The sequence below is a fragment of the Bartonella sp. B39 genome (genome assembly GCF_053795145.1).
In genome coordinates, this window is sequence record NZ_CP200036.1 from 1,448,765 (window position 1) to 1,461,240 (window position 12,476).

General features: G+C 36.5%; 8 protein-coding genes and 1 pseudogene. All 9 read left to right on the forward strand.

Annotated features, from left to right (window positions below; all coding sequences use genetic code 11):
• The first annotated feature begins 80 nt into the window (after window positions 1-80).
• Window positions 81-1,679, forward strand: a complete 1,599-nt coding sequence (locus V4P57_RS06660) for a BID domain-containing T4SS effector (RefSeq protein ID WP_455465789.1) — start codon at window positions 81-83, stop codon at window positions 1,677-1,679.
• A gap of 655 nt (window positions 1,680-2,334) precedes the next feature.
• A pseudogene (locus tag V4P57_RS06665) lies at window positions 2,335-2,580 on the forward strand (BID domain-containing T4SS effector); the annotation flags it as partial.
• 440 nt (window positions 2,581-3,020) lie between these two features.
• Window positions 3,021-4,010: a BID domain-containing T4SS effector gene (locus V4P57_RS06670; RefSeq protein WP_455465790.1), complete on the forward strand. Its 990-nt coding sequence runs from the start codon at window positions 3,021-3,023 to the stop codon at window positions 4,008-4,010.
• Window positions 4,011-4,327: 317 nt separating this feature from the next.
• Window positions 4,328-5,011 carry a BID domain-containing T4SS effector gene (locus V4P57_RS06675; protein ID WP_455465791.1) on the forward strand — a complete coding sequence of 228 codons (684 nt, stop codon included), beginning with the start codon at window positions 4,328-4,330 and terminating at the stop codon, window positions 5,009-5,011.
• A gap of 329 nt (window positions 5,012-5,340) precedes the next feature.
• Entirely contained in the window at window positions 5,341-6,645 is a 1,305-nt protein-coding gene (locus V4P57_RS06680) for a BID domain-containing T4SS effector (RefSeq protein WP_455465792.1), read from the forward strand.
• 200 nt (window positions 6,646-6,845) lie between these two features.
• Window positions 6,846-8,039 (forward strand): BID domain-containing T4SS effector, encoded by a 1,194-nt coding sequence (locus V4P57_RS06685; protein ID WP_455465793.1) that lies wholly within the window; start codon window positions 6,846-6,848, stop codon window positions 8,037-8,039.
• Between the two features lie 628 nt (window positions 8,040-8,667).
• A complete protein-coding gene (locus tag V4P57_RS06690) occupies window positions 8,668-9,330 on the forward strand; it encodes a BID domain-containing T4SS effector (RefSeq protein WP_455465794.1) in 663 nt (220 codons plus the stop codon).
• A 296-nt stretch (window positions 9,331-9,626) separates the two neighbouring features.
• Entirely contained in the window at window positions 9,627-11,117 is a 1,491-nt protein-coding gene (locus V4P57_RS06695; protein ID WP_455465795.1) for a BID domain-containing T4SS effector, read from the forward strand.
• A 322-nt stretch (window positions 11,118-11,439) separates the two neighbouring features.
• Window positions 11,440-12,177, forward strand: coding sequence for a BID domain-containing T4SS effector (locus V4P57_RS06700; protein WP_455465796.1), 738 nt, complete (start codon window positions 11,440-11,442; stop codon window positions 12,175-12,177).
• Window positions 12,178-12,476: the final 299 nt, after the last annotated feature.

Consider the following 12,476-nt stretch of genomic DNA (forward strand, 5'->3'; position numbering starts at 1 on the left):
AAAATACACGAAAGGAGACTTTTTATACAAAAAGTTTAGCACATTTTCATCGGCTGTCCTATCCTATAAGGAGAGAATACATGTTAGAGAAGAATTATCTATATAAAAAGAGTACAACATTAAAAAATAAATATGGCATTAAAAACCCACAAAAACTTCATGAACGCTATACTCATGAAGCAGCCAGAGCAGCAGTTAATTTCCGCTATGAACCACCGCCAAAAAAATTTGATGCCGCCTATCTGAAATTAATTCACTGGAACCTCTTCCATCAAAGTTTTGAATGGGCCGGACAAACCCGCGATACCCTCTTTACATTTGAAGATGGCAGTTCAGCGCATATGCCAGCAATGCGACCTATAGGTCACGAGACTCATTTTGCTGTCGGTCCACAGATTAAAAAAGAGCTTACACAATTAGAGCAAATACTTAGTGCAAAGAATAATTTACGAGGCTTATCGCGCAAAGAGTTTGCTGAAAATGCCGCTGAAGTCTTTATACTACTCAACCATATACATCCTTTCAGAAAAGGCAATGGACACACACAACGAATGTTTATGGAAAAACTTGGACAAGCAGCAGGCCATACCATTGACTTTTCTTGTGTTACAAAAGAACGCATGATGATTGCCTGTATTGAAGCAATGCAGCATAACAATCCAGAACCGATGCGACATCTCTTTGAGGATGTTACCCATCCGCAAAAATCACTTATTTTAAAGGAATTTATTTCCCAGATGAAAAATTCTGGACTTGGAACAATCAACAATTGTATGGTTCTCGCAGCAAAAGAAGGTGTACCTTATGATGGTATCTATAGAGGTTGTGCAGCAGAAGGTTTTGTTATAGAGACGGGGGATATTTTCGTCGTTGGTCACAAAGATGATCTGCCACCAGAACAAATTAAAATACTAAAAGATGGTGATTATATCTTTTTTCAAAAGTCCAACGTTCAAAACTTACAAGAAATACTAATCCCCCCAGAGACATTAGCTCCTCTCATGCCTGAGGAATTGTGTGCAAAGATTGCAAACGATCCTTATGTCATAATAAACCGAAAAGAAGTTGAGCGTTTTTCAAGGATTGTTTATGGTAAAGAGCAAGCCTTAAACATAAAAATGGATATGATAAATGCAAATCCAAGCTTGGGTAGAGTATTTATCAATCAAATTACCCAAAATCCTCAATCAATCTGTAAGCTTGCAGGCGTAAAAATACTTTGCATGAATAGTCCAGATCGCAGAAATGCTGAAACGGCAGTCCCGCAGCTGAGTGAAGCACTTAAAAATTATGTTATTACAATACAACAAGCAAAGGAGGAAATTCTAGAGCGACACCAAAGAGAACAAAATCGTCTTGGAAAGTCTGTCAAAAAACCAAGTAAAGAATTGCAAAACCTTTTTACCTTACCCCTACAAAAACAAAAAGACGTCCTTTTTCATTCTGTATCACTGCAAAAACAACTCCATTTTTTTTGGTACCAATTACAGAATCGTTTATCAATAGAAGATCGTAACGCTATAAAAGAAAATGATTATACGAAACTTTCTCGCCTTCTTGGTGTATCAGAAAGCAAAGCAAAAGAAATTTTTCAAACTGTAAAACTAGTGAAAGCAGCACAATGTGAAGCACGCTCTTTCAGAGTTACTCGTAACCCATGTATGTCTTTTACTGATTAAACATTGGGTATAATTTTATTTTTCATCTAATCTTTTGATGCGAATCTCTTTATGTGAATGATGCTAAAGGATATTGTGCAATGTTACGGAAAATTTCTATCGTAATAGACCACGTAATTTTATATAATGCATTGATAGAATACCATTAAAAAACTGTATTAAAAACACAAATGCCTATTACAGTGAGCAATAATAGCGGAGGATTTTTAGAGATTATTTTAAGTAACATTCTTCTTTGTATAAAAGTTATCAAAGCATAGATACAACGAAGAATGCGCCAAAGAGGTTTTCTAAATTAAAAAACCCAAAGGAAGGAAGCATGAAAAAAAATCATCCCTCACAGCATCCAATAATTCCAGAAGAAATATATGCACAGGTTAATAAATCATGAAGAGTACCACACTCAAATCCGCCAGAGGAAACTGTCTACGCAGATATTAATGTGGGAGAACCCAATGGCAGATCCCTCTCAGAGAAAACGGTACGTGCAGGTGCTACTTCACAAAGCAGAACATCGTCTCTTACGAAAGAACAGCTTACGAGCAAGCTTGAAAGGAACATAAACATTCAACACAGTGAAGAAGCAATTAGAAGTTTGTGTGGAATTTCTTATGGCAACAAGAGCGCTTTGAACATCTAACTTGCCAAGGTTCTTAAATATCCTGAAAAAGGAATTCATATCTCATGGTCTCTTGTTAAAAATCCTGAAGGTCCTGGCCCGCTCGCGGGTAAAAAAATACTTGGCATAAAAAGTCCGGCTCGCAAAGCAGCTGAAGAAAATTTCATCAGCCTGTGTGGAACTTTTGATAAACATGCACGGGATATGAAAATGCTAGCCGAAGAAATGATAAAGCCTGATTATCTAGAACGTGAAAGAGCTTCAGAGAAAAGGTGCAATTAGATATCATCATTACCCCACAAAAGAAAAGCAACAAGCTGTTGGAGAATAAGGTGTACAACAACACAAACATGCTCATAAAAAAGGAATGGCTACGGCTATATAAGTGTGCATAATTGTAAAAATACGCAAGCTTTTACCTTGAATCTAATCTCTTGGTATAAGCTATTTGATCTAGATTACACCAAGAGTGAGTGGAGAATATTATAGAAAATATCTATCAAAAATAGATCCTGTAATTTTATACAACTTATTAGTGAAATATCACAAAAAAACTGTATTAAAAACACAAATGCCTATTACAGTGAACGCGAATAGCGGGAAGATTTTTTAGAGATCATTTTGAGTAGCATTCTTCTTTGTATAAAAGCTATCAAAGTGTAGAGAAGATGGAGAATGTTCCGAAGAGGTTTTCTAAGTTAAAAAAACTAAAGGAAGAAAATATGAAAAAAAATCATCCCTCACAGAATCCAATAAATCCAGCAATAAACCTAGAAGAGCTATATGCAAAGGTTAATAAAACAAGAAGAGTACAGCAACCAGCTCATTCAGGGGAAAGTAGCCGTACAGATGCTAATGTAGAACAATCCCATGACAGACTCTCAGAAGAAGTTATCTACGCGGATGTTAATGTAGGAGATCCCCGTGGCAGAAACCCTGCAGCAGAAGTTGTCTACGCAGATATTAATATAGGAGATCCCCGTGGCAGAAACCCCGCAACAGAAACTGTCTACGCAGATATTAATGTAGGAGATCCCCGTGGCAGAAATCCCGCAACAGAAACTGTCTACGCAGATATTAATGTAGGAGATCCCCGTGGCAGAAACCCCGCAACAGAAACTGTCTACGCAGATATTAATGTAGAAGGGCGTGGTGGCATGCAGCCCAAAAAAGAAATGGCACATGCAAGTGCTGGAATAGAAAGCACAAAACCACCTCTCACGCAAGATTATATAGCTGCACAGCTTTTAAAGAACCCAGCTGTCCAATCTAGTACAGTAAAAGTCCAAGAGTGGTGCGGTCTTGTTTATGGCAATGAGCATGTTTTTAATAAACAACTTTTGCAGATTCTTCAAGATCCTGGAAAAGGTGAAAATATCTTATGGGGCATTGCTCAAAATCCTGAAAGCCCTGGCTCACTTGCGGGTAGAAAAACACTTGGCATAAAAAATCGAGAGCGCCTACAAGCTGAAGAGGGTTTTCCCTCCTTCTGCGATGCTCTCGAAAAACATGTGGCTATTGTAAAACAGGCACACAAGAGTATTACACAGGAACACGAAAGACGTCAGGGTCATGAAAGAGGAGAAAGTCAAGAAAAACATTTAGAACGCAGAGCTCATCATCACACAAAAGAAAAACAACAAGATGTTGGAGATCAAAGCGTACAACAACAAAAACAGGCTCCTAAAAAAGGAATGGCTATGGCTATGTAAGCGTACATAATTGTAAAAATGCACAGGTTTTTGCCTTTAATCTAATCTCTTGGTGTAAGCTATTTGATCTAGCTTGCACCAGGAGTGGGGGGTATTGCGAAAAATATCTATCAAAATAGCTCTCGTGATTTTATATAAATTATTGATAAATTTCATAAAAAAGCTGTATTAAAGACATAAATTTCGATTAAGGTGGGTGCGAATAGTGCAGATTGTTTGGAAGTTATTCAAATCGATCTTGTTCTTTAAAAAACATAAGGTGAAGTACGTACTAAAGGCGTTTCCTAAATTAAGAAGCCTATAAAAAGGAGGCAAGCATGAAAAAAAAGCGTCCTATCTATAAACCACTAAACGCAGAGCCGCTACGTGAAGAGGTTAATGAACTAGAGAGAGCACATCATTCACATCCTTCAAAGGAAACTATCTACACAAATGTTAACATGCAAAAACACAGTAGTAGACAATACTTGAGGGAAAATGTCTACACATATATTGCTCCACAACATAGGGGAGAAAATTATCTTTCGGATGAAGCAATTATTCGCAGAACTAAAAGTGACGAGTTTGTGCAAGCATTTAGAGAAACAACTCGCCATTGGAGTAAAGTTGTTTTTGGTAAATCGAATGCTTTAGAAAGAAAAATGGACAATATTCTCAAAAGTCCTGATATGGGAGAACGGCTTTCACGAGACATACTAAATAATCCTAGTTCTGTTCACAGTCTTGCTGGTTATAATTTTTGCGGCTTTAAAACAAAAGCACGCAAAAATGCTGAAAAAGAGCTAGTACAACTATGTAGTGCTCTTGATGCGTATACAGATGTTGTAAAACAGGTAAGAAAACAACTAATGTATACCCGTCAGACAAAAGAAAAAGACTTTAATTTACAAGCAGAGGGTATTGCGCAATACCTTCACAGAACACCAGAGAAACAACAACACTCTCAACAGCAAAAGGTGCAACCACGCGGACATGCTCTCCCAAAAGGAGTAGTTATGTAAGCATGCATAATTATAAAAATACACAAGCTTTTGCCTTTAATTTAATCTCCTGGTGTAAGCTGTTTGATATAGATTACGCCAAGAATTGATGGGGGTATTATAGAAGATATCTATCAAAAATAGTTCCCGTGATTTTATATAATTTATCTATAAATTTCACAAAAAAGCTGTATTAAAAACACAAGTCTTGATTAGGATAGTTACAAATAGTTTAGATTCTTTGGAGATCATTCGAATTGATATTTTCCTTTGTATTAAAATTACTAAACACATAAGGTGAAGAATGTACCAAAGGGGTTTTCTGAAAAAATTATTGAAAGGAAACATGCATGAAAAAAAATCGCCCATCCCCTTCCCCACATACTTCAGTGCAAGAACTTATAAAATACTATGAAGAATCTTCCAGAAAATCGTCTGAAGTAAAAAGCCATCATGCAGCGAGTACCTCCAAAAACAACCAACCCACTCCTGTAGAAGAAGGCAAAAAATCCCGCTTTTTGGAAGAAAATCCTACATCCAGCAGTACAGAATATGAACGCGCTTTAGTGATTACCCAAAATCTAACAGAAGCTCCAATGAGAGAAAAAGCCACCGGGAGCGAACAACAAGAGGCAACCGTACACAAAACAACTTCTTTAAAAAGCACAATAAATTCCCTCTCACAAGCAGAAATTACACAACTAATTGCAAATGATCCGTGGATTGTAGAATATCAAAGAGACATTTCCTACTGGTGCAAAGAAGTTTTTGGAAAAAAAGATATTTTGCAGAAACAAGTTAGTGAAATTCAAAAAAACCATCTCCTAGGAAGAGATCTCTCGTGGCAACTTGAAGAAAATCCTGCAAGTATTCATAAGTTTGCTGGTATCAATGTATGTGGTGTAAAAAATAAAACACGCAAAAATGCTGAAAGGAATTTGACTATCCTATGCCAAATTGTCGATTGCTATACGGATGCTATAGAAAATGCAAAAGAAAATCTTCTTCGGTTCCCACAGGAACAATTAGAGCGCTATGAAAAAATCATAGGCAGTGAGGGAATGTTGCAAATCTTACAAAGCCAACATTGTTCTGGAAAAGGGAGAGGATTTCTTACAAATACAGAAGTTACTGATATAGCTCGACAGAATTCAACGGTTAAAGCACATCAAGAACAGATAGAACATTGGTCTCGCGTTGTTTTTGGAAAATCAAATATTTTGCAAAAAAGAGTTGAAAACATATTAGAAACTCCCTCTAAGGAAGCTGAGCTCGTACGACTACTTGAAGTAGATCCTCAATCTATTCATAATCTCGCTGGTAAAAATGTATGTGGCTTTAAAAATAAAGTTCGCAAAAATGCTGAAGTAAATATTTCACAGCTGGTTAGCTCTATTAACAATTTTACAGATGCTGTCAAACAGGCAAAAGAGAGTATTTTGCAGAACCATCAGGCACAACAAGAACACTGTGAACCATCTGCAAAATTAGCGGAATCCCTGCATAAACAACAAGACTTATCGAGATCTTTTGAGGATTTATTAGCGGATCAGCGTCACGAAGTTTCTGAAACTTCTAGACATACACACGAAAGAGCGCAAAGCGTCCAACCACACAAAGCTCTAGGAAAAAAAGCATTGGCTTTCGCCAGCTAAATGTGCACAAAATAAGCTTTTGCTCTTAATCAGGCTTCTTGGTGTAAATCCCTGCAAGATGATGTGTGCCAAGAGTATCGTACAATAATCGTTCACATTAAGAGACTCTTTTAAATAAAAAACTGCAAATAATAAGCACAAAAAAATACATTAAGGAGTTTTCTATACAAATATTGCAAAAGCTTGAAAGGAAAACATGTATGAGAAAAAAACACCCCCCCTCTTCTTCATCTCACTTATCAGAAGAAACACAAAAACATTTTGAACGATCTACCGCAGCATCTCTTAACTCAGAGGCACGACACAAGGCAGTTGCACCACAAAAACCACCTCGCATAAATAAGAGAATCATTAATGAGATACCACTTGATCCAATAGCCAGAGAGCATGCAAAAAAAATCGAACGTTGGTTCAAAGCTGTTCATGGCAATGATCAAGCCTTTTTAAATTCAGAGGCTCTATACATAACAACAGTTACACCACAAGGTCAACATCTCTTGAGGGAGAACGTGACTGATAAGGTAAAAGGTGATTCAGTAGTCAAAGTTTGTGCAGAAAAAATTCAACGTTGGACAAAAGCTGTTTATGGCCGTCAGAATGCTTTGCATGCAAACATTGACGATATCCTCAAAGATCCTATGACGAAAGATCTGCTTCTCACGAAAATAAAAGAAGATTCTGCATCTGTTCGCGGTCTTGCAGGTATAAAAATATTTGGCTTTAAGACAAAGGCACGCAAACAAGCTGAAGAAGCTCTACCCTACTTATATTCCGCTATTAATGTTTACGCGAAAGCTGTGTGCCAGACATATGAAAGTATGAACATCAAAGTTCCGACAGAGAATAGAGCGTTGGAAAAAAGCTTGCAAAAATCGCTTACTACTGAAAAAAAGGAACCATCTCTCTCAAATGATGCAATTACAGGCTTAGTCCAAAGTGACTCAAACGTTCGAAGATATGAAGCGCGAATCGTACATTGGAGCAAAATCGTATACGGCAAACCGAATGTTTTTGATAAGAAAATGGAGGACATGCTACAAGATAATACTTTAGAAAAGCAACTTTTATGGGATCTTGCTAGAAACCCTACATCTTTGCATAGATTCGCTGGTCGTAGCACATTGGGCTTTAAGAATGATGCACGAAGATGTGCTGAAAATAGTCTACCTCATCTGTACGACGCTGTTAAAAATTACGCACAGGCGATAAAAGAAGCAAAGGAATTTATTTTACAAGAACAGAAAATACAACAAGAACGCATTAAGTTATCAGAAAGCCCAAGACAAGAGATTAAACAAAAGCTTCAGAGGGGCCAAGAAAGACAACACACACCACAGCATGACGTACAACAACATGGAGCTAGAAGTGGAAAAAGAATGGCTTTCGCTATGTGAACATACATAAAAGCTAAAAATCTATCAAACGCTCAAAAAAGGCTGACAAGGACTTTTTGTTTCGTTACTAAAACAAAAAAGATGTCTTGTTTTTATACCATTGCAACGATAATTTCATGTTTGGGGATGTTAATGACAAAATCACTTAAACATCAAAAGCTAAACATCAAAAGATTGTAGAACCTCATAGAAAAGCAATTTCACAAGGCTTTCTTACATGCTTGGTGTATCAGAAAACAAAAATGGTTCTCTAACTATAAAGTTTAAAAAACAGTGTAAGGTGTAGATCCCCAAAATCGATCGTACCTTACCAATATCTCCTACTAATGAAACATAAACCAAATTTTCATCTAATCCTTTAGAGCAAACCATTCCATCACAGTTATGCCAAGAATTATTGTAGAATTTTATCCACAAAAATACCATATTTTTTATTAAATGAAACATCAATAAAATTTCATAAAAAAACTACATAAAAAACACAAATACTAATTCCGATGTATCCAGATGGCATCGAGTATTTGGAAATTGTTTAAATTGCTATATCTCTTCGCACAAAAGCTATCAAAGCCTAAAAATAAAGAGAACACTAAAAGTTTTTTTAAATAATACTTAAAAGGCGACATGCATGAAAAAAAATCAACCATCTCCTTTTCCGTATTTTTTTATAAAAGAATTAAGACAAATCTACGGACAACTTATCATAGGAGCATCTACCTCCAAAGCATTCCATGTAACGCCGGATTCACAAGAAAAAACACCCGCCTTCTCAGAACTGACACTTGCTGGGAAAGTATGGCATGACAAGCTGGTTGTAGCACATACGAAATCAATAATGTATTGGTCCTCGGTTGTTTACGGTACCAAAAATGCTCTTCAGAAAGAAATAAGAGATATTATACAAAATCCTGCTCTGGGAAATGAGGTTGCATGGAAAATTGCGGTAGATCCTCAATCTATTCATAAATTTGCTGGTATCAATGCATGTGGCTTGAAAAATAAAACACGCAAAAATGCTGAAACAAGTCTTTCACACATGCTTGATTCTGTTAACAGCTTTGCAAATGCTGCAGAGCAGGCAAAACAGAATATATTGCAAAAACATCAAGCACAACAAAGATACCGTGTTCTATCTATAGAATCAGCTAAAGGTTTGCATAGACAACAAGACTTATCAAAGGGATCTGAGTGCTTATCAGCGGCCATGCATCGTGAGGTCCCTGAAACTTCTAGACGTACCCATGAAAGAACGCAAAGCTCTAGAAAAAAAGCATTGGCTTTCGCCAGCTAAGTGTGCACAAGATACGCTTTTGCTCTTAATCAAGATTCTTGGTGTAAATCCCTGCAAGATGATGTATGCCAAAAATAGAGCAAAATATTTTTCCTAATTTAATATAACTTATTGATAAACACAAAAAAACATATAAAATAACTATTGTTGACACACTATGTGTCTCACAGAGTCTTAGGAGATCATTCGAGTTAAGATACCGTTTTGAATAAAAAACTATCAAAAAAAGCAAGGATGAAAAATACACTAAGGAGTTTTCTGAGAAAATATTGTAAAAGCTTGAAAGGAGCGCATGTATGAAAAAAAAACACCTCTCTTCTTTTTCATCTCGCACGCCAGAAAAAACAGAAAAAAGCCATAAAAAACATGCTGCAACATCTCTCAATTTAGAGAATATACAGGCGGCAGCTATGCGACAAGGATCACTTCTTCCAAAGGAAGAAATTATTGATAAAGTGAGGTGTTCTCCACTAGTTGAAGTGTATGCAGAAGGAATCCAACGTTGGTCAAAAATTGTTTATGGCTATAAGGATGTCTTGCGTACAGAAACTAAAAAAATTCTCGAAGATCCTGCAGTGGGGAATTCCCTTTTAAAGCGTGTAACAGAAAGTCCTACATCTATTCACTCGCTTGCAGGTATGCAAATATTTGGCTTTAAGACAAAAGCACGCAAAAACGCTGAACACGCTTTATCCTACTTATGTTCCGCCATTGATGGTTATGTGAAGGCTATAGATTATACATATGAAGGTATGAACATCACAACTCCGGTAGAGAATAAAACGCTGGAAAGAAGTTTACAAAAATCGATTACTGCTGGAAAAAATGAACCATCTCTCTCAAATGAGGAGACTATAGGCTTAGCCCTAAGTAACTCATCCGTTCAAGAATATTATACACAAATTAAATATTGGAGTCGGATTGTATACGACAATCCAGAAGCTCTTCAAAAATCAATGGAGGATGTTATACAAAATCCAGCTATGGGAAAGCGATTATTATGGAAGCTTAAAGAAGATCCTGCATCTTTTCATAAACTCGCTGGCCGTAGCATTTTAGGCTTTAAGGATGAAACACGAAAATTTGCTGAATCGCGTCTATCACGCCTGCATGATGCTTTTGAAAGTTACGTGTTTACTGTAAAAGAAGCAAAAGAATCTATTTTACAAGAACAGGAAATAAAACAAAAGCTTCAGGGCGGCCAAAAAAGACAACACATGCCACAGCACACCATGCAAGCAGACAGATCTGCGGGGACAGTAGCACAGGAAGCAGTTTCTTCACCAAAACCATCTTTCTCAAATGAGGAGATAGTTGGCATGATTAGAAGTGAACCATCCATTCAAAGATGTTGCAAACTAATCAGATATTGGAGCAACGTTGTATACGACAAGCCGAATGTTTTTGAGAAGCAAATGGAGAGCATCCTGCAGAATCCTGCTATGGGGGAGCAACTTTTGCAAGATCTTGCTAGAAACCCTACATTTTTGCATAGATTCGTTGGTCATAGCATATTGGGCTTTAAGGATGATGCACGAAGATGTGCTGAAAATAGTCTACCCTATCTGCAGAACGCCATTAAAAATTACGCACAGGCGATAAAAGAAGCAAAAGAATCTATTTTACAAAAACAGAAAATACAACAAGAACGCATTAAGTTATCAGAAAGCCCAAGACAAGAGATTAAACAAAAGCTTCAGAGGGGCCAAGAAAGACAACACACACCACAGCATGACGTACAACAACATGGAGCTAGAAGTGGAAAAAGGATGGCTTTCGCTATGTGAACATACATAAAAGCAAGCTTTAACTTTTAAATAAATCTTTTGGTGCAAATCATTTTAAAGAATTTGCGTCAAAAGGCGGTGTAAGAGTGGAGAAGAGTCTCACCAGAATATTCTTATAATCTAGTATGACTTATTTGATTAGATTTTATAAAAAGCTGTATTAAAGACATAAATGTCAATTATTGCAGTCAATCTAAATGGTAAAGTGTCTTTTGGAGGTTATCCAAATCAATATCCTCTTTAAATAAACAACCAGCAAGGTGAAAAATACGTCAAAGAATTTTTCTAAATAAGTATTGCAAACATCTAAAAGGAAATGTGCATGAAAAAAAATACACATCCTGACACGTCTTACATGCCCAAAGAATTGCAAAGACATACTAAGAAAGTTACCATATCATCTCCTAAACGAGGGCATCTGCATGCGAAGTTTACCAAATTTGCATCATCCAAATTTAAGAAAGAAAACACAAAAGGAAATATACCCTCATCGTTTGATCTAGAAAAGAAAAGCGAACATGCAACGGTTTCTTCCAAAAAAGTGCTGAGCCCAAGGGAAAAATTCACGAACGAAGTGAAAGAAAATTTATTGGTTGAAGCATATAAAAAAGAAATCCTATTTTGGTCTAATATTGTGTATGGCAATAGGGATGTTTTCCAACGAGAAGTTCAGGAGATTCTAAAAAATCCTGCTGTAGGAGATGAACTATCACAGATAGTTGCAACATTTCCTGAAGCTATTCATCCTCTTGCGGGTAAGAAATTGCTCTGCATAAAAACGCGTACACGCAAGAATGCTGAAAAAGGTTGTAAATACTTACATATTGCTCTGAAAGATTATACAAGAGTTGCAAAAAATGCAGAATATTTCCCTTACACAAGCCCACATAATCATAAACAATCTATCGAGAAGATAGAAAAAATTGAATGCTTAGAAAAATCTCTTCATGCTAAAAAAGAAGAAGAATCTCACGTGCGTAAAAAAATTGCCTCCCCCCAGAAAAATAAAGAAGTTTCATGGAGAAAAAACTCGATGTGGATACCGAGTTGTTTACGTTAACCTATTAATTTTGTAGAAAAAAACTGGAGAGCTTCAAAAAAACTTTCTACGGGAGGGGAATTCGCGTGATAAAGCTTAAACAAGCTTCTATTTTCGGTAAGTTTTCAAATAAAAAATGCCCAGCATCAAAAATCTAGAGCGCTGATATACTGAAGGGAATATTATATAATGAGATAAAGTATTCTAGGAAATTAAAAAAACACAACAAATAAAAGATGTGATTTTAGCCAAACAGTAGAGAAAACATAAAAGCTAAAAATCTATCAAACGCTCAAAAAAGGCTGACAAGGACTTTTTGT

Excerpts from the sequence above, each read along its gene's own strand:
- V4P57_RS06660 (WP_455465789.1), top strand. The coding sequence starts at position 81 with ATGTTAGAGAAGAATTATCTATATAAAAAGAGTACAACATTAAAAAAT.
- V4P57_RS06670 (WP_455465790.1), top strand. The coding sequence starts at position 3,021 with ATGAAAAAAAATCATCCCTCACAGAATCCAATAAATCCAGCAATAAAC.
- V4P57_RS06675 (WP_455465791.1), top strand. The coding sequence starts at position 4,328 with ATGAAAAAAAAGCGTCCTATCTATAAACCACTAAACGCAGAGCCGCTA.
- V4P57_RS06680 (WP_455465792.1), top strand. The coding sequence starts at position 5,341 with ATGAAAAAAAATCGCCCATCCCCTTCCCCACATACTTCAGTGCAAGAA.
- V4P57_RS06685 (WP_455465793.1), top strand. The coding sequence starts at position 6,846 with ATGAGAAAAAAACACCCCCCCTCTTCTTCATCTCACTTATCAGAAGAA.
- V4P57_RS06690 (WP_455465794.1), top strand. The coding sequence starts at position 8,668 with ATGAAAAAAAATCAACCATCTCCTTTTCCGTATTTTTTTATAAAAGAA.
- V4P57_RS06695 (WP_455465795.1), top strand. The coding sequence starts at position 9,627 with ATGAAAAAAAAACACCTCTCTTCTTTTTCATCTCGCACGCCAGAAAAA.
- V4P57_RS06700 (WP_455465796.1), top strand. The coding sequence starts at position 11,440 with ATGAAAAAAAATACACATCCTGACACGTCTTACATGCCCAAAGAATTG.